At 69.1% G+C, this 24,149-nt stretch carries 21 protein-coding genes and 2 pseudogenes; 10 read left to right on the top strand and 13 right to left on the bottom strand.

The window, feature by feature from the left end:
• Positions 1-79: 79 nt before the first annotated feature.
• The 5 genes from poxB to MSPGM_RS07650 all read right to left on the bottom strand — a co-directional run bounded on the left by poxB (position 80) and on the right by MSPGM_RS07650 (position 6,475).
• On the bottom strand, positions 80-1,813 hold the full coding sequence (gene poxB / locus MSPGM_RS07670; protein WP_003606775.1) for a ubiquinone-dependent pyruvate dehydrogenase: 1,734 nt from the start codon (positions 1,811-1,813) through the stop codon (positions 80-82).
• Positions 1,814-2,087: 274 nt separating this feature from the next.
• Positions 2,088-3,431, bottom strand: coding sequence for a transcription termination factor Rho (gene rho / locus MSPGM_RS07665; protein ID WP_012752496.1), 1,344 nt, complete (start codon positions 3,429-3,431; stop codon positions 2,088-2,090).
• A gap of 252 nt (positions 3,432-3,683) precedes the next feature.
• The gene (locus tag MSPGM_RS07660) at positions 3,684-4,469 is read right to left on the bottom strand and encodes a Smr/MutS family protein (RefSeq protein WP_012752495.1); all 786 of its coding nucleotides are present in this window, start codon (positions 4,467-4,469) and stop codon (positions 3,684-3,686) included.
• On the bottom strand, positions 4,466-5,743 hold the full coding sequence (locus MSPGM_RS07655; RefSeq protein ID WP_301297636.1) for a murein transglycosylase A: 1,278 nt from the start codon (positions 5,741-5,743) through the stop codon (positions 4,466-4,468). The genes MSPGM_RS07660 and MSPGM_RS07655 overlap by 4 nt, the downstream gene beginning before the upstream one ends.
• Positions 5,744-5,755: 12 nt before the next feature.
• The gene (locus tag MSPGM_RS07650) at positions 5,756-6,475 is read right to left on the bottom strand and encodes a Tim44/TimA family putative adaptor protein (protein ID WP_012253162.1); all 720 of its coding nucleotides are present in this window, start codon (positions 6,473-6,475) and stop codon (positions 5,756-5,758) included.
• 461 nt (positions 6,476-6,936) lie between these two features.
• On the opposite strand from MSPGM_RS07650, the pseudogene secB reads away from it, so the two are divergent.
• The 5 genes and pseudogenes from secB to hisS all read left to right on the top strand — a co-directional run bounded on the left by secB (position 6,937) and on the right by hisS (position 11,635).
• Positions 6,937-7,442: pseudogene (secB, locus tag MSPGM_RS07645) on the top strand (protein-export chaperone SecB).
• Positions 7,443-7,732: 290 nt separating this feature from the next.
• Positions 7,733-8,986: an MFS transporter gene (locus tag MSPGM_RS07640; protein WP_003601191.1), complete on the top strand. Its 1,254-nt coding sequence runs from the start codon at positions 7,733-7,735 to the stop codon at positions 8,984-8,986.
• A gap of 66 nt (positions 8,987-9,052) precedes the next feature.
• Positions 9,053-9,571: a DUF3429 domain-containing protein gene (locus MSPGM_RS07635; RefSeq protein WP_003601192.1), complete on the top strand. Its 519-nt coding sequence runs from the start codon at positions 9,053-9,055 to the stop codon at positions 9,569-9,571.
• Positions 9,572-9,668: 97 nt separating this feature from the next.
• On the top strand, positions 9,669-10,040 hold the full coding sequence (locus MSPGM_RS07630; RefSeq protein WP_003601194.1) for a tRNA-binding protein: 372 nt from the start codon (positions 9,669-9,671) through the stop codon (positions 10,038-10,040).
• 83 nt (positions 10,041-10,123) lie between these two features.
• Positions 10,124-11,635, top strand: coding sequence for a histidine--tRNA ligase (gene hisS, locus MSPGM_RS07625; protein WP_003601197.1), 1,512 nt, complete (start codon positions 10,124-10,126; stop codon positions 11,633-11,635).
• Between the two features lie 79 nt (positions 11,636-11,714).
• Here the strand turns inward: hisS and MSPGM_RS07620 are convergent, their stop codons facing one another.
• From MSPGM_RS07620 to MSPGM_RS07605, 4 genes are all read right to left on the bottom strand, one after another.
• A complete protein-coding gene (locus MSPGM_RS07620) occupies positions 11,715-12,563 on the bottom strand; it encodes a DUF883 family protein (protein WP_003601198.1) in 849 nt (282 codons plus the stop codon).
• Positions 12,564-12,627: 64 nt separating this feature from the next.
• Positions 12,628-13,014, bottom strand: coding sequence for a DUF3618 domain-containing protein (locus tag MSPGM_RS07615; protein ID WP_003601200.1), 387 nt, complete (start codon positions 13,012-13,014; stop codon positions 12,628-12,630).
• The gene (locus MSPGM_RS07610; protein ID WP_003601203.1) at positions 13,011-13,418 is read right to left on the bottom strand and encodes a phage holin family protein; all 408 of its coding nucleotides are present in this window, start codon (positions 13,416-13,418) and stop codon (positions 13,011-13,013) included. Before MSPGM_RS07610 ends, MSPGM_RS07615 begins: the two co-directional genes overlap by 4 nt.
• Positions 13,419-13,429: 11 nt before the next feature.
• Positions 13,430-13,909: a hypothetical protein gene (locus MSPGM_RS07605; RefSeq protein WP_003601204.1), complete on the bottom strand. Its 480-nt coding sequence runs from the start codon at positions 13,907-13,909 to the stop codon at positions 13,430-13,432.
• Positions 13,910-14,438: 529 nt separating this feature from the next.
• On the opposite strand from MSPGM_RS07605, the gene MSPGM_RS07600 reads away from it, so the two are divergent.
• The 5 genes and pseudogenes from MSPGM_RS07600 to MSPGM_RS07580 all read left to right on the top strand — a co-directional run bounded on the left by MSPGM_RS07600 (position 14,439) and on the right by MSPGM_RS07580 (position 20,409).
• Complete coding sequence (locus MSPGM_RS07600; protein ID WP_003601206.1) at positions 14,439-15,863, top strand: trehalose-6-phosphate synthase; 1,425 nt, start codon at positions 14,439-14,441, stop codon at positions 15,861-15,863.
• 82 nt (positions 15,864-15,945) lie between these two features.
• Positions 15,946-18,038 (top strand): annotated as a pseudogene (glgX, locus tag MSPGM_RS07595) (glycogen debranching protein GlgX).
• Between the two features lie 95 nt (positions 18,039-18,133).
• Positions 18,134-18,784, top strand: coding sequence for a uracil phosphoribosyltransferase (upp, locus tag MSPGM_RS07590; protein WP_003601209.1), 651 nt, complete (start codon positions 18,134-18,136; stop codon positions 18,782-18,784).
• Positions 18,785-18,928: 144 nt separating this feature from the next.
• Positions 18,929-19,939: an NAD(P)H-quinone oxidoreductase gene (locus MSPGM_RS07585; RefSeq protein ID WP_003601211.1), complete on the top strand. Its 1,011-nt coding sequence runs from the start codon at positions 18,929-18,931 to the stop codon at positions 19,937-19,939.
• Between the two features lie 191 nt (positions 19,940-20,130).
• Positions 20,131-20,409, top strand: a complete 279-nt coding sequence (locus MSPGM_RS07580; protein ID WP_003601213.1) for a hypothetical protein — start codon at positions 20,131-20,133, stop codon at positions 20,407-20,409.
• A 136-nt stretch (positions 20,410-20,545) separates the two neighbouring features.
• Here the strand turns inward: MSPGM_RS07580 and MSPGM_RS07575 are convergent, their stop codons facing one another.
• The 4 genes from MSPGM_RS07575 to MSPGM_RS07560 all read right to left on the bottom strand — a co-directional run bounded on the left by MSPGM_RS07575 (position 20,546) and on the right by MSPGM_RS07560 (position 24,103).
• Entirely contained in the window at positions 20,546-21,427 is an 882-nt protein-coding gene (locus MSPGM_RS07575; protein WP_003601214.1) for a 3-hydroxybutyryl-CoA dehydrogenase, read from the bottom strand.
• A gap of 158 nt (positions 21,428-21,585) precedes the next feature.
• Positions 21,586-22,539 (bottom strand): electron transfer flavoprotein subunit alpha/FixB family protein, encoded by a 954-nt coding sequence (locus MSPGM_RS07570; protein WP_003601216.1) that lies wholly within the window; start codon positions 22,537-22,539, stop codon positions 21,586-21,588.
• 79 nt (positions 22,540-22,618) lie between these two features.
• Entirely contained in the window at positions 22,619-23,368 is a 750-nt protein-coding gene (locus MSPGM_RS07565; RefSeq protein WP_003601217.1) for an electron transfer flavoprotein subunit beta/FixA family protein, read from the bottom strand.
• A gap of 162 nt (positions 23,369-23,530) precedes the next feature.
• A complete protein-coding gene (locus tag MSPGM_RS07560) occupies positions 23,531-24,103 on the bottom strand; it encodes a cob(I)yrinic acid a,c-diamide adenosyltransferase (RefSeq protein WP_003601219.1) in 573 nt (190 codons plus the stop codon).
• Positions 24,104-24,149 lie beyond the last annotated feature (46 nt).

Raw genomic sequence — 24,149 nt, 5'->3', positions numbered from 1 at the left:
TCAGCAAGCCCGCGCGACGCCTGAGCGAAGCCCAAATCCGCCATCCCGAAGGGATCAAACGGATTTGGTATGAACCGATTCAGCGCAGCAGGTTGGTCTTGGCCAGATCGAGGATCGCGTCGCCGCGTCCGTTCATCACGGCCTGGAGCGCGTATAGGCTGAAACCCTTCACCTGCTCGGCCTGGAGCTTCGGCGGCATGGCCAGTTCCTGGCGGTTCGTCACCACGTCGAGGAGCGCCGGGCCGGGATGGGACAGCACGTCCTGGATCGCGCCCTCCAGGTCACCCGGATCCTCGACCCGGTGGGCATGGATGCCGATGGCGCGGGCCATGGCCGCGAAATCCGGATTCTCGAGCGTGACGCCGGTCTCGAGATAGCCCGCGGCCTTCATCTCCAACTCGACGAAGCCGAGCGTGCCGTTGTTGTAGATGACGACCTTCACCGGCAGCCGCTCCTGCGTCAGGGTGAGGATGTCGCCCATCAGCATCGCGAAGCCGCCGTCGCCCGACAGCGAGATCACCTGCCGGCCGGGGCTCGCCGCCTGGATGCCGATAGCGTGCGGCAGGGCGTTCGCCATCGAGCCGTGCGCCCAGGAGCCGATCAGGCGCCGCCCGGCCATCATGGAGAGATAGCGCGCCGCCCAGACCGTGGGCGTGCCGACATCGGCCGTGAACGCCGCGTTCTCGGTGGCCGCTTCGCTGAGGAGCCGGGTGAGGTATTGCGGGTGGATCGGCTTGCGCCCCGCCTTGCCGGTGGCGAGATCGTCGAGGTCCTCGCGCGCCTTGGCGTAATGCTTGAGGCTGGCCTCCAGATGGCGCCCGCTGTCGTTGCCGGTCAGGCGCGGCAGAAGCGCGTCGATGGTGGCGGCAACATCGCCGGTGAGGCCGAGTTCGAGCCGGCAGCGCTTGCCTAGATTCTCCGGACGCAGATCGACCTGCGCGATCTTGGCGTGCTCGGGGTAGAACTGGCGGTAGGGGAAGTCGGTCCCCAGCATCAGCAGGGTCTCGCAGGCTTCCATCGCCGCGTAGCCCGAACTGAACCCGATCAGCCCGGTCATGCCGACATCGTAGGGGTTGTCGTGCTCGACATGCTCCTTGCCGCCGAGCGCGTGGACGATCGGGCTCTTGAGACGCTCGGCCAGCCGCATCAGCGGCGCGTGCGCGCCGGCGCAGCCGCGTCCGCACAAAAGCGTGATTTTCTTGGACCCGTTGAGGAGGTCCGCCAAGCGGTCGAGTTCGTCCGCGGGCGGCACGGTGACCGGTGCGCGGGGGCGCAGCGTCGCGGGGGCGGACAAGGCGCGCTTGGGCGCTTCCTTCAGCGCGACGGTGCCGGGGATGACCACCACCGCGACGCCGCGCTTGCCGACGGCCGAGCGGATCGCCGCTTCAAGGACGTTGGGCAATTGCTCCGGGTCTGAGACCGTCTCGCAGAAATGGCTGCAATCGCGGAACAGCTCCTCCGGCCGCGTCGCCTGGAAGTAGTTGAGGCCGATCTCGCTCGACGGGATATGCGCGGCGATCGCCAGGACCGGCGTGCGGGTGCGGTGGGCGTCGAACAGGCCGTTGATGAGGTGGAGGTTGCCCGGTCCGCAGGAGCCGGCGCAGACCGCGAGTTCGCCCGTCACCTGCGACTCGCCGGCGGCGGCGAAGGCGGCGACTTCCTCGTGACGGACATGGACCCAGTCGATGACGCCGCGGGCGCGGATCGCTTCGGTGATCCCGTTCAGGCTGTCGCCGACGAGGCCGTAGACGCGGCGCACACCCGCCTGCTGGAGCGTTTCGACCACGAGATCCGATACGTTGCGGGTTGCCATGCGCCGTCTCCGAACAGAACCGCCTCGAAAGGCGGTGACGGCGGGCCAACGTCACACGCAAGCGAAGGTTCGATCGATCGAAGATTTTGTAAAGACTGCACAATTTCGCATGCCGGGAGCGTCGCCTCCGGCAGGATCGTCACGTCGGCGGCACCGGCTAGCCCGCATCGTGCCCGACCCATCCCGTCGGCGCGATACGCTCCGAAACGAAAAGGGGCCGGCCGATCGTGTCGGCCGGCCCCCTCGGCAAAAAGCCTCGGCGCGGTGTCGCGCCTTAGGTGTTCATCGAGTCGAAGAAGTCGCCGTTGCTCTTCGTCTGGCGCAGCTTGTCCATGAGGAACTCGATCGCGTCGGTGACGCCCATCGGGTTGAGGATGCGGCGCAGGACGTAGGTCTTCTTGAGCGCGTCCGGCGGCACCAGCAGCTCTTCCTTACGGGTGCCGGAGCGGGTGATGTCGATGGCCGGGAAGATGCGCTTGTCGGAGACCTTGCGGTCGAGAATGATCTCGGAGTTGCCGGTGCCCTTGAACTCCTCGAAGATCACCTCGTCCATGCGCGAACCGGTGTCGATCAGCGCGGTCGCGATGATGGAGAGCGAGCCGCCCTCCTCGATGTTGCGGGCCGCACCGAAGAAGCGCTTGGGCCGCTGCAGGGCATTGGCATCGACACCGCCGGTCAGCACCTTGCCGGAGGACGGCACGACCGTGTTGTAGGCGCGGCCGAGGCGGGTGATGGAGTCGAGGAGGATCACGACGTCGCGGCCGTGCTCGACCAGGCGCTTGGCCTTCTCGATCACCATCTCGGCGACCTGCACGTGGCGGGTGGCCGGCTCGTCGAAGGTCGAGGCGATGACCTCGCCCTTCACCGAGCGGATCATGTCGGTCACCTCTTCCGGGCGCTCGTCGATGAGCAGCACGATGAGGTAGCATTCGGGATGGTTGATCGTGATCGACTGCGCGATGTTCTGCATCAGCACGGTCTTGCCGGTGCGCGGCGGCGCGACGATCAGCGCGCGCTGGCCCTTGCCGATCGGCGAGACGATGTCGATGATCCGCGGGCTGAAATCTTTTTTCGGTGGGTTGTCGAGTTCGAGCTTGAAGCGCTGCGTCGGGAACAGCGGCGTCAGGTTGTCGAAGTGGACCTTGTGCTTGATCTTCTCCGGGTTCTCGAAGTTGATCGTGTTGACCTTGAGCAGCGCGAAATAGCGCTCGCCGTCCTTGGGGCCGCGGATCGGGCCCTCGACGGTGTCGCCGGTGCGCAGGCCGAAGCGGCGGATCTGGGTCGGCGAGATGTAGATGTCGTCCGGACCCGGCAGATAGTTCGAATCGTGCGAGCGCAGGAAGCCGAACCCGTCCTGGAGCACCTCGACCGTGCCGGCGCCGATGATCTCGGTCTCGTTGGCCGCGAGCTGCTTGAGGATCGCGAACATCAGCTCTTGCTTGCGCATGGTCGAGGCGTTCTCGACACCGACCTCCTCCGCGAAGGCCGTGAGCTCGGTCGGCGTTTTGGACTTGAGGTCCTGAAGCTTCACCTCACGCCGGGCGACGAGATCGGCCGGCGCGACGACGGCTTCGGCCGGAGCTTCAACGGGGGTGAGAGCGTCGTTCTGTGACGTCATGTGGGGAGATGCAACCAACGAAGGGCGGGGAATGGTCGGCCGGTTCGGGAGCAGAGCCGGGCGCTGGGGAAGCGCCCCGGGGTCCGTAGCCGTCGCGGGCGCGCGGCCCGGCCCGCGCATCGGTTCCGCTCGGCCAGAAAGACCTCGGAATGCGACACGGCTGCAATGGGAGAGCATCGCTCAGTAGCGCGTTTCGCCACTCGGCTCAAGACCCCGCTCGCCGATTTCCATCTTAAGGTTTGACGAGCCGATCTACCGCCGCCGCAGGCGCACGTAGAGGGCGCCGCCTCCGCCGTGATGGCGCGCCGCCTCCTCGAAACCGAGCACGAGGCCGCGCAATTCCGGGCCCCGCAGCCAATGCGGCACGCTGCGGCGGAGCACGCCGCGCTCGGAGAAGCCGCCGCGGTCGCGGCCGCCGAAACCCTCGCCGCCCTTGCCGGTCACCACGAGCACGCGGGCATGCCCCGCCGCGCGGGAGCGCAGCAGGAAGCCGACCAGGGCCGCGTGCGCCTCCGCCTGATAAAGCCCGTGCAGATCGATGCGGGCCTCGATCGTCAGCGTGCCCCGCTCCAAGCCGCGGCGCTCCCGCCGCTCCAGACCCGGCGCCCCCGGCGACGCTGGGGGAGCGGAGGGAGCGGGCGCGGCGCTGGCCCGGGCGATCTCGGGAGCGAGGTCGCCGAGCTTAAGCGGCTTCGACGCGACCCGCGACAGGGAGACGGCAGGGGTAGGCTTGAGGGGGACAGGCTTCAGTGGGGCAGGCTTGGCGGGGGCGGACGCCGCCGGGGGAGGGGAGGCGGGTTTCCAGGCAGGCTTGGCGGCAGGTTTGGCGGCCGGCTTCGGAGCCGGCTTGGCGAGCTTCGCCGCAGGCGCGGCGATCGGCGGCGCGGGCTGTTCGGCTCCGGCAGCGGGGCTCTTCTGGGGGGGCTTTTTCAGCTTGGCGCGGCCCCGCAGGGGCGTGATCAGCTTGGCGATCTCGCCCCAGAGATGCGCCTCCTCGCGCGAGAGCAGGCGCGAGCGCCGCGGCGGTCGCGCGCTCACGGCCGCGCCTCTCCGGCAGCGGCCTCCGGTGCCGCCGCGCCCTTGGCGGCACCATCCGGGGTGGAGGCGGGCTTCGGGATCAGCACCACGAAGCCTATCCGGTCGTGCAGGTCCCCCGCCGCCCGTCCGGCGGCGGCGCCGGTGCCGACATAGAGGTCGCCGCGCGCCGGGCCGACGATGGCCGAACCGGTATCGGCGGCGACGACCAGGTGGCCGCGGCCGGGCTGGCCCGGCAGCTTGCCTTCCAGCCAGAACGGCAGGCCGTAGCGCCAGAGGTTCCCGTCGACAGCCATGCTGCGCCCCGGGCTCAGCGGCACGCCCGCGGCGCCGGGTGGCCCCAGGGCGGGGTCGGTCACCGGCTCGGTCCGGAAGAAGATGTAGGACGCGTTCATCCGCATCAGCCGGCGGGCATGGTCGGGGTTGGCCCGCAGCCACGCCGTCCAGCGCTCCAGGCTCAGCCCGTTGATCGGCAGGTGGCCCTCATTGACGATCAGCTTGCCGATCGAGGTGTAGGGCTGGCCGTTCTTGCCGTCGTAGAGCACCCGCATCCCACGCCCATCGGGCAGGCGCACCCGCCCGGACCCCTGCACCTGCAGCACGAAGAGGTCCACGGCGTCGCGCAGCCACAGCAGCGGCCGGTTCCGCTCGCCGAGCGCCCCGTCCTCGATTGCCGCGCGGTCGGGATAGGGGACGAGCCCGGTCTCGGTGCGCCGGCCCGCCCGGTAGAGCGGATCGAGCCCCGGCGCCGTCTCGCCGGGGGCGAGGCTGACGAGGTCGTCCGGCCGGGCCAGTACGGGTGCGGTATAGCCGGGGCCAGGCTCGAGCGACCCGGTGAGCTCCGGCTCGAAATAGCCGGTGAGGAAGCCGACCCGGCGCTCAGGCTCCGTTCCGGAGGCCGGGCGGACGATGCGGTAGGCGGAGAACCGCGCCTCGAAGAATTTCTTGGCCTCGTTCGGCTTCACCTCGTCCGCGGCGGCGCAGGCTGCCGCGAGATCGGCGGGCGAGCCCGTCACGCCCTCGATCTGGGGCGGATTGGGGCCGGGCCCGGCGCAGGTGCGGCGGAAGGCGTCGAGGGAGGCCGCCCCGTCATCCTCGCGCCAGCCGGGCAGGGCGGCGAGGGAGACCGGCTCCAGCACCGCACCCGCCACCTGGGGCGGCACGCGCGACGCTTCCGCCGCGCGCGAGGGTACGGTGGGCGAGGATACGGCAGGAATGGAAACGGCCGCAGCGGCGAGGACCGCTGCGGCCGGAAGGGAAACGCGCAAACACGGCATGAGGCGAAACGATCAGCCGCCCGCGTCGGTGGCAACGAGCTGCCAGTTCGGGTCGCGCGAGCCGAGCGTGCGGGCGAAGGTCCATACGTCGGGCACCTCGACACCGGTCTCGGCATTGCCGTCGATCACCTTGCCGTCCGCGTCGCGGGTGGCGGTGATGAGGTTCGAGAGGAAGCGCACGGTGATCTGGGCGGCGCGGTTCTTCACCTCGACGGCGGCGATCTCCGCCTTGTCGATGGAGATGAAGGTCGTCTCCGCCGTCTCGTTGCGCTTCTCGCGCTCGGAGATCGCCCGCTCGAAGCCCTCGCACACCTCCCGCGAGAGGAGCGCGCGCAAGGTCTTGCGGTCCCCCTTGGCGAAGGCGGTGACGATGGTCTCGTAGGCGCCTTTGGCCCCTTCGAGGAAGGCGCGGGGCTCGAAGGCGGGCTCGAGTTGCACCACCTGTTCGAGGCCGCGGGCGACCGCCGAGCCCGGCTCGGCGATGCCGCGCCAGTCGCGGGCCGCAGTCTGCACCGCCGCCGCTCCCGCCGGGCTGCGGTCGGCGCCGGGTAGGCGCACCACGTTGTCGCCCTCGCCGCGGCCGGCCGGCGGCTCGGTGCGGTTGCGCTCCACCGGCCGGAAGGGCGAGCGCTCGGTGCCGGTCTTCTGGCCCAGGACCGAGCGCAGCCGCCAGATCACGAAGACGGCCAGCGCCAGGAAAATCAGAGTGGTTGCGTCGAAGGAATCCTGCATCACCGATCCGAATCGTGACCGTCGCACACGTGAGTCCGGCGCCCGTAAGGCCGCCCGGACGGGAAAGGTCCGCTCCCTGATCCCGCCCGCCGCGCTCCGGAAGAGGGCTTCGCGAGGTTCCCGACCGGAGCCGGGAAGGGTTCGCGAGACCGCCTCTTAGCCGAGGGCGGCGCGGGGATCGACCCGGGAACGGAGACCTTGGTAGGCGCTTGGGTCTGAGTGTCTCCGACTGTTCGAAGTCCGTGACCTTATCGTCATATGGGCGGACCTGCGAGGTATTCCAGGGAAACGCGCAAGACGAGCCTCCGCGTCCCATTCACGCGCGCCGTCGCGCCGCGGCGATTGCTTCGGTTCGGCTTGTTCGCTGGATACGGGCATGGTAGCCGCAGCCCGCGCCGGAGGGGCGCTCTTTGGCGCGGGACACGTGCGCGCCGAGGACGACGCAAGCAGGAGAGACCGCCATGGCCGATACCGCGGCACCGAACGGCAACGGCGCGCAGGGCCAGGATCTCGCGCCCGCGATCAACGCGCTGGCGCAATACGCCAAGGATCTCTCCTTCGAGAACCCGAACGCGCCGCGCTCCCTGCAGCCGCAGGAGGGTGGCCCTCAGATCAACATTCAGGTCAACGTCAACGCCCAGCAGATCGCCGAGGCGGACTTCGAGGTCGAGCTGACGCTCGAGGGCGATGCCAAGATCCAGAACGAGGTGCTGTTCGCCTTCGAGCTGAAGTATGCCGGCATCTTCCGCATGCGCAACATCCCGCAGGAGCAGATCCACCCGGCGGTGATGATCGAGTGCCCGCGTCTGCTCTTCCCGTTCGCGCGCCAGATCGTCGCCGAAGCGGTGCGCAACGGCGGCTTCCCCCGCTCTACATCGACCCGATCGATTTCGTCGGCCTCTATCAGCAGAAGATGATGGAAGCCCAGGCCCAGGGCGGCCAGCCAGGCGCGCCGCTCGCCTCCTGAGGCGGCGCTTCGGCTTCACGATCCTGATCAGGATTGCTCGAACGAGACCCTGGCGCCGATGGCTCCGGGGTCTTTTCGTATCGCCGGTCGTCCCCGGCGGGCTTTCGCCACCGCTCCCACTGACTGGATCGGGCTGCGCTGAGCCGTCGCGGCCACGCATGGGCGGCCTTCGGAGTTAGGGCGCGACGGGGCACCATGGCCCCGCCGATTGCTCCCCGCATTGCGCCTTGCCCAGCAGGGCGTTAGGCGGCCCACCCCCGGCCCTCGGCTGGCTCATCCTCAAGGACAGCATGGCGCCCACAACGCACCTCGCCCTGATCAACGTCTTCATCGGCGACATCCAGGGCGGGCTCGGGCCGTTCCTCGGCACGTGGCTCGCGCAGATGCGGCAGTGGAGCCCTTCGCAGATTGGGCTCGTCACCACGCTGGTGGGCGTCGGCACGCTGCTGCTCAGCGGTCCCTTCGGCGCGCTGGTCGATCGCCTCGGGCGCCCCCGCCTGCTCATCGTGGTCTCCTGCGCCGCGATCCTCGCCGGCACGCTGCTCTTGATGCCGGCCCATTCCTTCGTGCCGGTGCTGGCGGCGCAGTTTCTGGCCGCGGCGGGCGGCACGCTGCTGCTGCTCGCAGTCACGGCGCTGACGCTGGGCGTCGTCGGCAAGGAGGCGTTCCCGCGCCAGCAGGGGCGCAACCAGGCCTTCAACCATATCGGCATCCTGATCGCGGCCGGGCTCATCACCCTCGGCACCGCCCATTTCGGGCCCGAGATCGCCTTCTGGGTGCTGGGGGCGATGGCCGCCGCCGCCATCGCCGCCACGCTGGCAATGCCGGGCCGCGCCTTCAACCAGCGGCGCGCGGCGGGCTGGAAAGAGGAGGACGAGGCGGAGCCGGCCCGCTCCTCCTACTTCCAGATCTTCTCGAACAAGCGCCTGCTCGTGCTCGCGGTGGCGCTCGCCCTGTTCCAGCTCGGCAATGGCGGCATGCTGAGCCTGCTGGCGCAGAAGCTCGTTCACACCGCCGATGACCCCACCGCCTGGACCGCCCGCTACGTCATGGTGGCCCAGCTCGTGATGGTGCCGGTCGCGCTCGCCGCCGGCTCGCTCGCCGACCGGCGCGGCCGGCGCCAGCTCCTCATCGCCGCCTGCCTTGCTTTGCCCGTCCGGGCGGCGCTCTCGGCCTTCATCGACGACCCGTACTGGCTCATCACCGCCGAGATCCTCGACGGCGTGGCTTCGGGCATCATCGGCGTGGCGGTGCCGGTGGTCGTGGCCGACCTCACCTGGGGCTCGGGCCGCACCCAGACGGCACTCGGCACCGTCAACGCCGTGCAGGGCGCGGGCGGCGCGCTCTCGGCCTGGTACGGCGGTCTCGCCCAGGGCTGGTTCGGCTGGAGCGGATCCTTCCTGGCCCTCGGCGCGGCGGGTGTCCTGGCCCTCGCCCTGGTCTGGTGGCTCGCCGCCACCACGGAGGAGAGCCACTCCCAGCGCCGGCGCACCCGGCGCGACGAGCGCCGCCGGGCCACCCATTCCGCGGAGAAGCCGGCCTGATCGCGCGGAACAGGCCGCGCGGTCCGGCTGTTCACCGGGCGTTTCTCTTAACGCCGCGAGGCGCAGATGGCTGACACCCCGACGGCCCGTTCCCAGGACGACGAGACCGGCCGCACGATCCGCGCGTACGAGCCCCGTGCCGTGCCCTGGCTCAGCGTCGTGTTCGGCTACGGGCCGATGCTGCCCTTCGTCGCCGGGGCGGTTCTGGTCTGGGTCCTGCGCGGGCCGATGGCCGAGGCGGTCTTCACCCTGACGCTTCTCTGGGGATGCGCGATCCTGCTGTTCCTCTCTGGCGTGCGCCGCGGCGTCAGCTTCCGCACCGAGGGCGGGGCGACGCTGGCACAGATCGCCACGATGCTGAGCCTGTTCCTGCTGGGCTACGGCGCCCTCCTCGCCTTTGCCCTCGGCAAACCCGTCATCGCGCTGGGCCTGCTGATCGTCGGCTTCACCGAGATCACGATCCTCGATCCCATCGCCGCGCGGCGGGGCGAGGCGCCGCTGTTCTTCGAGCGCCTGCGGCCGGCGCAGATCCCCCTGGCCGTCCTCAGCCTCGCCGCGCTGCTGGCCTATCGCCTCACGCTCTGAGCCTCGGTTCAGGATGATTGGCGCAGCATAATTGGCGAACATCGGTGGCTTTCGTAGAAGGCCGGCCCGCCACTCCGCTAAGCTCTCCGACCGCCCCATGCATGTCAGCCACGATCCCACAGCCCCGGAATCCGAAAAGATCGGGTTCGACGCCTTCCTTGCCGTCGACATCCGCGTCGGCACCGTCGTCTCCGCCGAGCCCTTCCCCGAGGCGCGCAAACCGGCGATCAAGCTCGTCATCGATTTCGGGCCGGTGATCGGCGCCAAGCGTTCCAGCGCGCAGATCACCGAGCATTACAGCCCCGACACCCTGGTCGGCCGGCAGGTCGCGGCGGTGGTGAATTTCCCGCCGCGCCAGATCGGAAAATTCCTGTCGGAGGTGCTGACGCTCGGCTTTGCCGACCCGGCCGGCGCCGTGGTGCTGTTCGCCCCCGACAAGCCGGTGCCGGACGGCAGCCGGCTCTTCTAACGCACCATCGGGTTGCCGCCCCGCCCGCGGCTGCGATAGAGCCGGACCTCATTTCCGACCCATCCCGCTCGATCGGCGACGACATGGCCAAGGCCGACACCCTGAAACCCCGCCTGCCGCGCGGCTTCCCCGACCGCACCGAGGCCGACATCCTGGCCCAGGGGCGGATGCTCGACACGATCCGGCAGACCTTCGAACTCTACGGCTTCGAGGCGCTGGAAACCCCCTTCGTCGAGTACACCGAGTCGCTCGGCAAGTTCCTGCCGGATCTCGACCGGCCGAACGAGGGCGTGTTCTCGTTCCAGGACGACGACGAGCAGTGGCTCTCGCTGCGCTACGATCTCACCGCGCCGCTCGCCCGCCATGTGGCGGAAAACTTCGACGCGATCCCGAAGCCCTATCGCAGCTACCGGGCTGGCTACGTCTTCCGCAACGAGAAGCCGGGGCCGGGCCGCTTCCGCCAGTTCATGCAGTTCGATGCCGACATCGTCGGCGCGGGCTCCGTCGCGGCCGATGCCGAGACCTGCATGCTGATGGCCGACACGCTGGAGCGGCTCGGGCTCGCGGGCCAGTACGTCGTCAAGGTCAACAACCGCAAGGTGCTCGACGGCGTCATGGAGGCGATCGGCCTCGCCGGGCCGGACAAGGCCGGCCAGCGCCTCACCGTGCTGCGCGCCATCGACAAGCTCGACCGCCTCGGGGCGGACGGCGTGCGCCTGCTGCTCGGCCCCGGCCGCAAGGACGAGAGCGGCGACTTCACCAAAGGCGCCGGGCTTGGCGACGACGCGATCGAGCGCATCCTCGCTTATGTCGGCTTCGAGGCGAGCCCGCACGAGGGCGCCGACCGGATGGCGTTCTGGGAGAAGTTCTTCGGCTCCTGGCAGGAGGTCGTTGGCACCTCCGAGACCGGCCGCGAGGGCATCGCCGAACTCCACGCGATCATGCGGCTCTGCGAGGCGGCGGGCTACGGCCATGACCGGGTGCGGGCCGACCCCTCCGTGGTGCGCGGTCTCGAATACTATACCGGCCCCGTCTACGAGGCGGAGCTGACCTTCCCCGTCACCAACGAGGACGGCCAGACCGTCCGCTTCGGGTCGGTGGCGGGCGGCGGGCGCTATGACGGCCTCGTCGGTCGCTTCCGCAGCGAGCCGGTGCCGGCCACCGGCTTCTCCATCGGCGTGTCGCGGCTGTTCTCGGCCTTGCGACTGACCAAGAGCCCGTTGGTCGAGGGCGCGGCCAAGCCCGGCCCGGTCGTGGTGCTGGTGCTCGATCGCGAGAACATCGCCGAGTATCAGGCGCTGGTGGCGCAGCTGCGCGCGGAGAACATCCGGGCCGAGCTCTATCTCGGTGCGGCCGGGATGAAGGCGCAGATGAAATATGCCGACCGCCGCCGCGCGCCGGCGGTGGTGATCCAGGGCTCGAACGAGCGCGAGGCCGGCGAGGTCCAGATCAAGGACCTGATCGCGGGCGCCCGCGCGGCCGAAGCTATCGCCAGCAATGCCGAATGGAAAGCCGCCCGCCCGGCCCAGGTCTCGGTGCCGGTGGAACGGATGGTCGAGGCGGTTCGCGAAACGCTGGCCCGGCATTTCGGGTGAGAAGCACCGAATAACCGGTCCGTTTCAGCGCATCCCCTCTCCCCGCCTGCGGGGAGAGGGGAAGACTTGCGTTTGTCCCTTACGGACGGTGCGCCGGCCGGCTGGTTTCGTTGAAGCCGGGCCGAGAGCCGGTCGCTTGGCCGGTCGCTTGGCCGGCCGTTTGGCCAGTTGCTTGGCCGGTCGCCGGCCCGCCCTGCTGACCACTCTGCGGGCCGCCTTCCGCGCTCGCGCGCTTGACCGCCGCATCGAGGTTTTCAGGGTCGAGCGCCGTCTCGACGAAGGCGCGGCCGCGATGGGTCAGGTCGCGGGCGTAGCGGATGCCCTGGTCGCGCAGGTCGTCGGCGTAGGGGCCGAGCGCCTGGTCCTCCTGGCGGGTGCGCGGCAGGAGCGCGCCGAGCAGCAGGCCGGCGGCGAGGCCGACCACGCCGACGAGGAGCGGGTTCTCGGAGACGAAGTGCTCCGTGGCGGTGCGGCCCTCGTGCAGGCGGCGATAGCCGCGATCCGCGAGGTCGGCGGCGCGCTGGCGCTGCGTCTCGTAGCGGTCTTCCGCCCAGGAGCGGGCATCCTCGTAGGTCTCGCCCGCCCGCTCGCGGGCGGCGCGAACCGTGTCGCTGGCCTGAGCACGGGTGGAATCGGCGGCCTCGCTCACGCGGTTCTTCAGCTCGGAAGCCCGGTCCGCGGCCTGGTCGCGCAGGTTGCGTGCGCCTTCCCGCGCTTGTTCGGTCGTGTCCTGCAGGCCGGCCTGAAGGCGGGCATTGGCGTCGCGGCCCTGCGTGGTCGCGCGGTCGGAAATGTCGTGCAGATTGTGCTCGACGCCGGACTCGCGGGGCATGCCGGAGCGGGCGGCGATGTTCTCGGGCAGGGTCTCCACCGGCGCGCCAGTCGGCGGCGTGGTGACAGGGCCTTGATGATTGGGACCTTGGCTCATGATGGACTCCGTTTCCTGGTCGGCCGGCGGCGCGGAGCGTCCGCGCGCGGCCTGAGATGAGGGGTCAGACCTGACGCTCGGGCGGCAGATCGTGGAGGGGGCGCCCGCCGGGGGCGTCGGGGTCGTAGGTGCGGTCGGCCCCCGTCACGGTGACGGGCTTGGCCTCCACCGGCACCACGGCACGGGAGGGAGAGGGACGGCGGACGGTCCGCATGCCGTTGAGCAGGAGGCCGACGCCGGCCGCGATCAGCAGCACCGGCACGGGGTTGCGCCGCACCGCCAGCAGGGCGTCGTCGTAGAAGCCGCTATAGGGCGTCTGCCGGGCCGAGCCGAGCATCTCGTCGACGAGGCTCGACGCGTTCAGGCGCCCCTGGATCCGGTCGATGGTCTCATCGAGACGGGCGCGGCTCTGCTCGATGTCCTTCTCGAGATCCGAGATCGATTCGCTCATCCCGAAACCCTTTCCGTCAACGCGCGGGCATCCTGCCGGACCTGCCGCGAGGTCCGGGTCGGCGCGAGGTTGGACAGCGACATCGCCCGGGCGCCGATGACGCCGAGCACCACGGCTATGAGCAGCATGCCGCCGCCCACCAGCAGGGCCGCGAGCCATTCGGACCCCACGAGGGTCGCGACGAACTTCACGAGCGCGCCGATGAGCACCAGCATCGCCGTGACCGCGAAGACCGCGGCCAGCACCATCATCGCGAGGCCGATGAACAACGAGCGGACGTTGCTCGTCATCTCCGTGCGGAAGAGGGCGATCTCCTTGCTGGCAAGCTCACTCGCCTCGCGCAGGGCGTCCGCGACGAGGGCTTGGATCGAGGAGGGGGGCGGGGAGGGGTTGGGGCCTGTCATGGCGCGTCCCTTCAAGCCCGGTAGTCGTCGTAGGCGTGGTCCGTCTCGGGGCTGCCCGACGCCTTGACGAAGCGCGACAGCAGGAAGCCCGCCGCGAACGCGCCGACCGCCACCGTCACCGGGGAGCGCCGGGCGTAGGTTTCCGCCTGACGGTAGAAGTCGTCGAGGCTGCGCCGCTCGATCGAGCCGGCGAGATCGTCGAGCCCCTCGGCCGCGCTGTCGAAGAAGGCGCGGATGTTGGGGCGGTCGTCGAAGGTCTTGCCGGAATCGCGCAGGGACTTGGCGAGGTCCGAGACGGAACGGGCCGCCTCGCCCTTGCGGTCGTCGACGTAGGAGAGGGCCTGCTGGCGTGCGGCGGCGGCGAGCCCCTTGCTGCGCTCGGCGGCCAGACTGGCGGTGTCTTCCACGTCGTGGCGCAGATCCTCCAGGTCGGCCTTGGTCTCGGCCGGCCGGGCACCGCCGACGGGATCTGGGGACGCGGACGAGGTCATGGGCTTGTCTCCGGGCAAGATGGCTGGTCAAGATCGCCGACCGGCGCGGATGCGCTTCGATCTGCGATTAACGTGGCCGAAGAACCGTTGGCTGCCTCGCGGAGTTCCGTTTCACGAGACCCTTCCGGGCCGCGGCCGCCGAACGAACGGCCTTCCGCGAACGGAAGTCAGGACAAGCGAGGAAGCACCGCCCCTCCGATGCTGATGCCCGCCCCGATCATGCGCCCCGGCCCGATGCCGGTTCAGGACCGGATGTCATCGCCTATTCAGCTTAGCCCTTGCATGGTGGCGGCGGCTCTGCTGCACTGCGGGGAACGCGGGAAGGCGTGGGGGCCGGTCGGGCGGATGCGGGATCGAACAGCGGTAACATCGTCGGTCCGCCCGCTTGACCTACAGGGGGGATGCGTTTGGCTGCATCTCGACGGATCGCGCCAGGCTTCCGCGCGTTTTCACCCAGACGCAAGACCCTCAAGACCCTTCGGCCGACGCGCTCCGCGTGCCGGCCCCAGCGAGGACCGGAGCCGGGTTCGTGGCACGTCTGATCATCGTCTCCAACCGTGTCGCCGTACCCGCCGAGGGTAAGGATGCGGTCTCCGCAGGGGGACTCGCCGTCGCGGTCAAGGAAGCTTTCTCCTCCTACGAGGGGTTGTGGTTCGGTTGGAGCGGAAACATCCGCGACAACCCGAGCACCGAGCCGGAACTGATCGACCGCGGGTCGATCCAGTACGCCGTCCTCGACCTGTCGCCGCAAGACCATCGCGAGTACTACGCCGGCTTTGCCAACCGGGCGCTCTGGCCGATCATGCATTACCGGATCGGGCTGGGGACGTTCTCCCGCTCGGATTATGCCGGCTACCAGCGCGTCAACCAGACCTTCGCCCAGGCACTCGCCAAGCTCGTCGAGCCCGACGACCTGATCTGGGTGCACGACTACCACCTGCTGCCGCTGGCGAGCGAGCTGCGCGGCCAGGGCATCGCCAACCCGATCGGCTACTTCCACCACATCCCGTGGCCCGCCGCCGACGTGTTCAACACCCTGCCCGCCAGCAACGAGCTGCTGCGCGCCATGGCCGATTACGACCTGATCGGATTGCAGACCGATTCGGACGTGCAGAATCTCTCGCGCAACTTCATCGACACGATGCGGGCGATCCCGCTCGGCGGCGGCTCGATGATGGTGGACGGGCGGCGCACGCGAATCCGCTCCTTCCCCATCGGCATCGATGTCGCCAGCTTCAAGGAAGCCGCCGACAAGGCCGGCTCCAACAAGGTGGTGCGCGAGACCATGGCGGGCCTGCGCACCCGCAAGCTGCTCATCGGCGTCGATCGGCTCGACTACTCGAAGGGTGTGCCCGAGCGCATGGAGGCGGTGGACCGCTTCTTCGCCTCGAATCCGGACCAGCGCGGCAACGTCGTCTACATCCAGATCACGCCGAAATCCCGCAGCGAGGTGCCGGAATACGAGCAGCTCTCGCGCGAGGTGAACGAGAAGGTCGGCGACATCAACGGCATGCTCGGCGAGCCCGCCTGGACGCCGATCCAGTACGTCACCAAGGCCTATCCGCGCCCGGTCCTCGCCGGGCTCTACCGGGCCGCCCGCGTCGGCCTCGTCACCCCGATGCGCGACGGCATGAACCTTGTGGCCAAGGAATACGTCGTCGCCCAGAGCGAGGAGGATCCCGGCGTCCTCGTCCTCTCGAAATTCGCGGGTGCGGCCCGGCAGTTGCCTGAGGCGCTGCTAGTGAACCCCTACGACCGCTTCGAGGTCGCCGAGGCGATCCGGCAGGCGCTCTACATGCCCCGCGGCGAGCGCCTAGAGCGCTGGAAGCCGATGGCGGACCGCATGCGGCGCGAGGACGTGGATTGGTGGGCCCGCTGCTTCATGGTGGAGCTGGAGACCTTCCGCACCGTCGAGCGCGAGCCGCCGAGCACGACGGCGGCGGCGGCGGAGTAGAGCGCGGCTTCCGCCTCGGCGACGAATCGGCCTCAGTCGAAGCGTGGCCTTTCACTTTGGGCCCGTTTCACGAAAGACCGGAATGATCGTCATCGAGGAGGGCCTGCCGACACCGCTTGGCGCGCATTTCGACGGCCGCGGCGTCAACTTCGCCCTCTTCTCGCAGAACGCGACCAGGGTCGATCTCTGCCTGTTCGATCCCGGCGCCCGCCACGAATCGCGCACGATCCGCCTGCCCTGCCGGACCGACGACGTCTTCCACGGCTATCTCCACGGCCTTCTGCCGGGGCAGCAATACGCCTACCGCGTGTTCGGCCCCTGGGACCCAGCGGCCGGCCACCGCTTCAACCCGGCCAAACTCGTCCTCGACCCCTATGCCCGCGAGATCGCCGGCCGCATCCGCTGGCACGACGCGCTCTACAGCCATCGCCACGGCGGCGCCCGCGAGGACCAGATCGACCGGCGCGACAGCGCTCCGTTCGTGCCCCGCGGCGTGGTCACCCGCCCCGATACCCCCGACGCCATCGCCCTGCCCGCGCCGCGCCCGCTCCACGAGACGGTGATCTACGAGGCGCACGTCAAGGCGCTGACCCGGACGCATCCGGCTCTCTCGGAGGCCGAGCGCGGGACCTATCTCGGCCTCGCCCATCCGGCGATCATCGAGCACCTGTTGAAGCTCGGCGTCACCGCCCTCGAACTCCTGCCGATCCAGGCCTTCGCCGACGACCGCTTCCTGATCGACAAGGGGCTCGTCAATTTCTGGGGCTACCAGCCCTACAACTACTTCGCCCCTGAGCCGCGCTATCTCGGCGAGGGCGGGGCGAGCGGGCTGCGCTTCGCCATCCGCGAACTGGCCTCGGCCGGCATCGAGACCCTGATCGACGTGGTCTACAACCACACGGCCGAGGGCGATCATCGCGGACCGACGCTCGCCTTCCGCGGCATCGACAATGCGAGCTACTACAAGCTCGACCCCGACAACCTTCGCCGCAACATCGACTGCACCGGCTGCGGCAACACCCTGAACGTCGCCCATCCGCGGGTGATGCGCATGGTGCTCGACAGCCTGCGTCACTGGGTGACCGCCTATGGCGTGGCGGGTTTTCGCTTCGATCTCGCGACCAGCCTCGGCCGCGCGCCGAGCGACTTCTCCCCCAGGCCGCGTTCTTCCAGGCGGTGCAGCAGGACCCCGTTCTCTCGCGGGTCAAGCTCATCGCCGAGCCCTGGGATATCGGCGCGGGCGGCTACCAGCTCGGCGGCTACCCCTATGGCTGGAGCGAGTGGAACGACCAGTTCCGCGACAACCTTCGCGGCTTCTGGCGGGGGGATTCCGGTACGCTGGCCAAGCTGACCCAGGGGCTCTCCGGCTCGCGCGAAATCTTCCTGCCCTCCGGCCGTTCTCCGCTCGCCAGCATCAACTTCGTCGCCTCGCATGACGGCTACACCCTCGCCGACGTGGTCGCCTACGAGGAGAAGCACAACGAGGCCAACGGCGAGGAGAACCGCGACGGCCACGGCCACAACCTCTCGGCCAATTACGGCGTCGAGGGGCCGACCGACGATCCCGCCCTCCTGGCCCTACGCGCCCGGCAGAAGCGCAACATGCTGGCCTGCGTGTTCTTCGCGCAGGGCGTGCCGATGCTGCTGATGGGCGACGAGCGATCCCGCACACAGTCCGGCAACAACAACGCCTATTGCCAGGACGGCGCATTGAGCTGGATGGATTGGGAGAATGATCCCGATCCGACGCTCACCGAGTTCGTGGCGAACCTCGCCGCGCTCCGCCGGGTCTGCTGTTCCCTGCGGCGGCGGCACTTCCTCGTTGGCAGCCGGGTCGGCGAGACGGCCTTGAAGGACGTGCACTGGCTCTCCCCCGATGGGACCGAGATGGACGCAGCCGCCTGGGGCGACGGCGAGCGCCGTGCCTTCGGCATGCAGATGAGCAACGATATCGAGGACTCGGAGCGCGTCCTCATTCTCATGAACGCGGCGCCCGAGCCCTGCCCCTTCGCCCTGCCGCCCGATCTCGGCGGCCCCTGGCGTCCCGTCTTCGACACCACCCTCGACACCGGCAAGGTTCTCGACGGCGCGCGGCCACCGGTTCCGGTCGGCGGGACCGTCGATCTGCCCGAGCGGGCGGTGCTGGTGCTGAAGTCGCCGCCCCTCCTCGATTGAGGGACTCAACCGAGAAAAAGTCCCGCGCGTCTCGGCTTCCTCCGCCCCCGTGGCATCGTGCGGCCCGGATCACGACAGGCACAGGGACGGTATCGATGCAGGCGGAGAGCGGCGGCGCGGCACGGGTGACGGTGGTCGATCACCCCCTCGTCCAGCACAAGCTGACGATGATGCGCGACAGTGACCGCTCGACCAAGGGGTTCCGCGAACTCCTCAACGAGATCGGGATGCTGCTCGCCTACGAGGTGACCCGCGACCTGCCGCTCGAACCGGTCACCATCCAGACGCCGATTCAGCCCATGGAAGGGCGCCGGATCGCCGGCAAAAAGCTCGTGCTCGCCCCGATCCTGCGGGCCGGCGTCGGCTTTCTCGACGGCATGCTCTCGCTGATGCCCTCGGCCCGCGTTGCCCATGTCGGGCTCTACCGCGATCCCGACACGCTCCAGGCGGTGGAGTATTACTTCAAGAGCCCGTCGGATCTGGCCGACCGTACCGTGCTGGTGCTCGACCCGATGCTCGCCACCGCCAATTCCGCGGTCGCGGCGGTGGAGCGGCTGAAGAGCCGGGGCGCGAAGGATCTCCGCTTCGTCTGCCTGCTCGCCGCGCCCGAAGGGATCGCCCGCTTCCAGGCGGCGCATCCCGATGTGCCGGTCTGGACCGCAGCCATCGACAGCCACCTCAACGACCACGGCTACATCGTGCCGGGCCTCGGCGATGCTGGCGACCGGATGTACGGCACGCGCTGATTTTTCGGCTTTCGATCCAGCGCTCGCTCACGATGACAGAGGCGGTTCACGCCTCGACGCGCCTCGTCCCCTGCGCCATCTGACTTCGAGCGTACGCGCGACCAACTCGCGGCGTGAGCCCCGAGGAAGCCCCAAGGAAGCCCAATGACAAAAAGCCTGCCCGAGACCATGCGCCAGATCCGCTTCACCGCTGCGGGCGGCCCTGAGGTCATCGCGGTCGAGACCGTGCCGCTGCCGGAGCCCGCGGCCGGGCAGGTTCTGATCGAGGTGGTCGCGGCGGGGGTCAACCGGCCCGACATCATGCAGCGCCAGGGCAGCTACCCGCCGCCCAAGGGCGCGACCGAGATTCCGGGCCTCGAGATCGCCGGCCGCATCGCGGCTTTGGGCGAGGGGGTGACGGGTTTTTCGGAGGGCGACGAAGTCTGCGCCCTCGTCATCAGCGGCGGTTACGCCGAATTCGCCGTCGCCGAGGCCGGGCAGGTGCTGAAGAAGCCCGGGCCGCTCTCGCTGGTGGAGGCCGCCGGCCTGCCGGAGACGGTCTTCACCGTCTATTCCACGGTGATCCAGCGCGGGCGCTTGCAGAAGGGCGAGACCTTCCTCGTCCATGGCGGGTCGAGCGGCATCGGCACCACGGCGATCCAGATCGCCAAGCAGCACGGTGCCCGCGTTCTCACCACCGCCGGCTCGGACGAGAAGTGCCGGTTCTGCGAGGAGCTGGGCGCGGATGCCGCCATCAACTACCGCGAGGCCGATTTCGCCGAGGAAGTGAAGCGCCTCACCGACGGTAAGGGGGTCGACGTAATCCTCGACATGGTCGGCGCGGCTTACCTGCAAAAGAACATCGCCTCGCTGGCGGTGGAGGGGCGCCTCGTCCAGATCGCCTTCATGAAGGGCTTCAAGGCCGAGAACCTGACGCTGACCCCGATCATGCTCAAGCGCCTGACCATCACCGGCGCGACCCTGCGGGCCCAGGCCAAGGAAGCGAAGGCCGCCATCGCCGAGGGCTTGAAGCAGGATGTCTGGCCGTTGGTCGAGGCGGGCAAGATCCGCCCCGTCGTTCACGCCACCTTCCCGCTCGAGGAGGCGCGCAAGGCGCATGAGTTGATGGAGACCAGCAGCCACACGGGCAAGATCCTGCTCACGACCGGCCGCTGAAGCCTCATCCGAAGATGTTTCCGGCGAATTGAAAGTGATGGGGCCGAATCAAGACTTTTGAGCCTCGTCCCGAATGCGGGACGAAGCTCAAGGCGCAGCTTGCTCAGGAACTCTCGGAGCCACACCGGCGTTGGCCAAGCATAACCGATGCTGACGCCGCCCCTTTCGCCGGGCGGAAGAGAGGGAACTTCATGGCCCAGATCGAGACCCAAACCGATGCCCGTCAGGGTGCGAAGGGCAAGCCTGTCCTTTACGTGCTGGTCGCGAGCCTCGTCCTGCTGGCGGTCGCCACGGTCGGCCTGCTGAGCTGGAACCGGGCGGAGACGACCTCCGACTACGCCGGCAAGAGCCAGGAATCGTCGCGTGAAGTGACCACGGGGTCCGTCAACAAGGCCCCGTCTTCCAACAGCGGCAACGTTCCGGCTGAGAACCCGGCCTATCCGCAGCCGGCGCAGAAGTCGGCCCAGTAAGGCCAAGCACCACGATCACGAAAAAGCCGCCCGGGACATCGTCCCGGGCGGCTTTTTCTTTGGCTCTCGGTCTTTGGTTTGACGCGCATTCCGACGAACCGGCATCCACTTCGTCGGAATGCGCTCTCGCGAGGCCTCAGCGCGTCGGGATCGGCGTCTCGCCGCGGTAATCGTAGAACCCGCGCTTGGTCTTGCGGCCGAGCCAGCCGGCCTCGACGTACTTCACCAGCAGCGGGCAAGGGCGGTATTTCGAGTCCGCCAGACCCTCGTAGAGCACCTGCATCACCGACAGGCAGGTATCGAGGCCGATGAAGTCGGCGAGCTGCAGCGGCCCCATCGGGTGGTTCGCGCCCAGCCGCATCGCGGTATCGATCGACTCGACCGAGCCCACGCCCTCGTAGAGCGTGTAGATCGCCTCGTTGATCATCGGCAGCAGGATGCGGTTGACGATGAAGGCCGGGAAGTCCTCCGACATGGTCGAAGTCTTGCCGAGCCGGGCGATGAAAGCCTTGGCCGATTCGTAGGTCGGATCTTCGGTGGCGATGCCGCGGATCAGCTCGACGAGCTGCATCACGGGCACCGGGTTCATGAAGTGGATGCCGATGAAGCGGTCCGGCCGGTCGGTCGCCGCCGCGAGCCGCGTGATCGAGATCGAGGAGGTGTTGGTCGCGACCAAGGCGTCGGGCTTGAGCGAGGGGCAGAGCGCCTGGAAGATCTTGCGCTTGGTCGCCTCGTCCTCGGTGGCGGCCTCGATGACGAGGTCGCAGGGTGCGAGGTCGTCGTAGCTGCGGGCCGCCGCGATGCGGTCCAGGGCGCTGCGGCGCTGCTCGTCGCTCAGCGTTCCCTTCTGGACCTGACGCGTGAGGTTCGCGTCGATCAGCGCGAGACCCGCATCGATCCGCTGCGGGTCGCGGTCGTTCAGCCGAACGTGGAGGCCCGAGGTCGCACAGACATGCGCGATGCCGTTCCCCATCTGGCCGGCACCGACGATGCCGACCGTCTTGATCTCGATGCCCATAACCGTATCGCGTCCTACCTGCTGCGGCATCGTCGTCTCGGACCGCACCCCTAGAATGCGGCACTGCAACAAATGCGTCAAACCGGTCTCAAGCCGCAGGCGCCCAAGCCGGTTCGACGGTGTCGCGAGGTGCGTTACCGATCCGTCTACCGATGCGTCTAACGATCCTTGGCCTTGGCGATCTCGGCCTGCAAGTCCGGCACGACCTGAAACAGGTCGCCGACCAGCCCGTAATCCGCCACTTGGAAGATCGGCGCGTCCTCGTCCTTGTTGACGGCGACGATCACCTTCGAGTCCTTCATGCCGGCCAGATGCTGGATCGCGCCGGAGATGCCGACCGCGACGTAGAGGTCGGGCGCCACCACCTTGCCGGTCTGGCCCACCTGCCAGTCGTTCGGGGCGTAGCCGGCATCCACCGCCGCCCGCGAGGCGCCGACCGCGGCACCCAGCGCGTCGGCCAGCGGCTCGATCAGCTCCTTGAACTTCTCCGCCGAGCCGAGCGAACGGCCGCCGGAGACGATGAACTTGGCCGAGGCCAGTTCCGGCCGATCGGACTTGGCGATTTCCTCCGACTTGTAGGCGGCGCCGAGCGCGTCGGGCGCGGCCGCCGAGACCGCCTCGATCGCGGCGGAGGTGCTGCCCGGTTCCGCGGGCTTGAAGGCGGCGGTGCGCACGGTGATGACGCGCTTGCCGGCACCGGCCTGCACGGTCTGGATCGCGTTGCCGGCGTAGATCGGCCGCTCGAAGGTGTCGGGCGAGACGACCTTGATGATGTCGGAGATCTGGGCGACGTCGAGGAGCGCGGCGACGCGGGGCAGGGTGTTCTTGCCCGTGGTCGTGGCGGCGGCGACGATCGCGTCGTAGGGCTCGGCGATCGCGGCGATCAGGGCGGCGGTCGGCTCGGCGAGGTCGTGGTCGTAGGCGCCGTCCTCGGAATTCAGCACCTTCTCGATGCCGTCGAACTTGGCCGCAGCCTCGGCCGCCGCCTTGGAACCGGTGCCGAGCACCAGGGCGTGGATGGGCGCGCCCAGTTCCTTGGCGGCGGTCAGCGCCTTCAGCGTGCCGTCCTTGATCTGCCCGTTGGCGTGCTCGACGTAGAGGAGCGTGGTCATCGGCGAAACTTCTCAAAAAGAGGGGAGGCGCGCCGCTCGACCGGAGGCCGGGAGCGGCGCCGCGAGGATCGAGCCCGGATCAGAGCACGCCGGCTTCGATCTTGAGCTTCTGCACCAGCTCGGCCGCGGAACCGACCTTGACGCCCGCCTGCCGGCCCGACGGCTCGACGACCTTGAGCACGGTCAGCTTCGGCGCGACGTCGATGCCGAGCCCCTCCGGAGTCAGCTCCTCCAGCGGCTTCTTCTTCGCCTTCATGATGTTGGGCAGCGACGCGTAGCGCGGCTCGTTGAGGCGTAGATCCGTCGTGACGATCGCCGGCAGCTTGAGCGACACGGTCTGGAGGCCGCCATCGACCTCGCGGGTCACGTCGATCGCGCCCTCGCCGAATTCGAGCTTGAAGGCGAAGGTGCCCTGCGGCCAGCCGAGAAGGGCCGCGAGCATCTGGCCGGTCTGGTTCGAATCGTCGTCGATCGCCTGCTTGCCGAGGATGACGAGGTTCGGGCTTTCCTTCTCGACGATCGCCTTCAGCACCTTGGCGACGGCGAGCGGCTCGCAATTCACGTCGGTCTTGACCAGGATCGCCCGGTCGGCGCCCATGGCGAGCGCGGTGCGCAGGGTCTCCTGCGCCTGCTGCGGGCCGATCGAGACGGCGACGATCTCGGTGACCTTGCCCTTTTCCTTCAGACGGATCGCCTCCTCGACGGCGATCTCGTCGAAGGGGTTCATCGACATCTTGACGTTGGCGAGCTCAACGCCCGACCCGTCGGCCTTGACGCGGATCTTCACGTTATAATCGACGACCCGCTTGACGGGCACCAGAACCTTCATGGCTGTCGCTTTCCTCCGCTCCTGCGAAGTCCCGGCGTCACTTGCTGGACGACTCTCGGACCCGCTTGACCGCGATCGATGGGATTTTCAGGGCGGCGGGACCGTAGCGAGGCGATTTCCCGCTTGTCAACGCGCCTTATCGGCGGCGTGACCCGCGGCGAATCACCGGTTCTGGCCGGGCACCCAGAGCACGTCGTCGGCGCCGTCGCGGTTGGCCGCGCGGGAGGCCACGAACAGGAAGTCCGACAGCCGGTTGAGATATTGTAGGGCTTCGCCCGAAATCGCCTCGCTCTCGACGCCCGACAACGCGACCACCAGCCGTTCGGCGCGGCGGCAGACGGTGCGGGCGAGGTGGAGCGCGGCGGCCGCGGCCGAACCGCCGGGCAGGACGAAGGATTTCAGCGGCGGGATGTTGGCGTTGAGTGCGTCGATCTCCGTCTCCAGCCGCTGCACCTGCGCCGGCACAATCCGCAGGGGCTCGTAGCCCAGCGGCTTGTCGCTCGGCGGGGTGGCGAGGTCGGCGCCGAGATCGAACAGGTCGTTCTGGATGCGCGCCAGCATCGCGTCGAGGGCGGGCTCGGCGGTGAGGCGGGCGAGCCCGATGCAGGCATTGGTCTCGTCGACGGTGCCGTAGGCCTCCACCCGCAGATCCGCCTTGGAGCGGCGCTCGCCGTTGGCGAGCCCGGTCGTCCCCTGGTCGCCGGTGCGGGTGTAGATGCGGTTGAGCTTGACCACGGCGTCTCTCCCGCGGGCCGTTATGTGTTCTTCAATGAGAAGACCC

It is taken from the genome of Methylorubrum sp. GM97, from assembly GCF_024347855.1.
Classification (GTDB): domain Bacteria; phylum Pseudomonadota; class Alphaproteobacteria; order Rhizobiales; family Beijerinckiaceae; genus Methylobacterium; species Methylobacterium extorquens.
Note: the sequence above shows the minus strand (reverse complement) of the source record. Positions and strands in the feature narration are given on the sequence as shown.

Excerpts from the sequence above, each read along its gene's own strand:
- poxB (WP_003606775.1), bottom strand. The coding sequence starts at position 1,813 with ATGGCAACCCGCAACGTATCGGATCTCGTGGTCGAAACGCTCCAGCAG.
- rho (WP_012752496.1), bottom strand. The coding sequence starts at position 3,431 with ATGACGTCACAGAACGACGCTCTCACCCCCGTTGAAGCTCCGGCCGAA.
- MSPGM_RS07655 (WP_301297636.1), bottom strand. The coding sequence starts at position 5,743 with ATGCCGTGTTTGCGCGTTTCCCTTCCGGCCGCAGCGGTCCTCGCCGCT.
- MSPGM_RS07650 (WP_012253162.1), bottom strand. The coding sequence starts at position 6,475 with ATGCAGGATTCCTTCGACGCAACCACTCTGATTTTCCTGGCGCTGGCC.
- MSPGM_RS07640 (WP_003601191.1), top strand. The coding sequence starts at position 7,733 with ATGGCGCCCACAACGCACCTCGCCCTGATCAACGTCTTCATCGGCGAC.
- MSPGM_RS07635 (WP_003601192.1), top strand. The coding sequence starts at position 9,053 with ATGGCTGACACCCCGACGGCCCGTTCCCAGGACGACGAGACCGGCCGC.
- MSPGM_RS07630 (WP_003601194.1), top strand. The coding sequence starts at position 9,669 with ATGCATGTCAGCCACGATCCCACAGCCCCGGAATCCGAAAAGATCGGG.
- hisS (WP_003601197.1), top strand. The coding sequence starts at position 10,124 with ATGGCCAAGGCCGACACCCTGAAACCCCGCCTGCCGCGCGGCTTCCCC.
- MSPGM_RS07620 (WP_003601198.1), bottom strand. The coding sequence starts at position 12,563 with ATGAGCCAAGGTCCCAATCATCAAGGCCCTGTCACCACGCCGCCGACT.
- MSPGM_RS07615 (WP_003601200.1), bottom strand. The coding sequence starts at position 13,014 with ATGAGCGAATCGATCTCGGATCTCGAGAAGGACATCGAGCAGAGCCGC.
- MSPGM_RS07610 (WP_003601203.1), bottom strand. The coding sequence starts at position 13,418 with ATGACAGGCCCCAACCCCTCCCCGCCCCCCTCCTCGATCCAAGCCCTC.
- MSPGM_RS07605 (WP_003601204.1), bottom strand. The coding sequence starts at position 13,909 with ATGACCTCGTCCGCGTCCCCAGATCCCGTCGGCGGTGCCCGGCCGGCC.
- upp (WP_003601209.1), top strand. The coding sequence starts at position 18,134 with ATGCAGGCGGAGAGCGGCGGCGCGGCACGGGTGACGGTGGTCGATCAC.
- MSPGM_RS07585 (WP_003601211.1), top strand. The coding sequence starts at position 18,929 with ATGACAAAAAGCCTGCCCGAGACCATGCGCCAGATCCGCTTCACCGCT.
- MSPGM_RS07580 (WP_003601213.1), top strand. The coding sequence starts at position 20,131 with ATGGCCCAGATCGAGACCCAAACCGATGCCCGTCAGGGTGCGAAGGGC.
- MSPGM_RS07575 (WP_003601214.1), bottom strand. The coding sequence starts at position 21,427 with ATGGGCATCGAGATCAAGACGGTCGGCATCGTCGGTGCCGGCCAGATG.
- MSPGM_RS07570 (WP_003601216.1), bottom strand. The coding sequence starts at position 22,539 with ATGACCACGCTCCTCTACGTCGAGCACGCCAACGGGCAGATCAAGGAC.
- MSPGM_RS07565 (WP_003601217.1), bottom strand. The coding sequence starts at position 23,368 with ATGAAGGTTCTGGTGCCCGTCAAGCGGGTCGTCGATTATAACGTGAAG.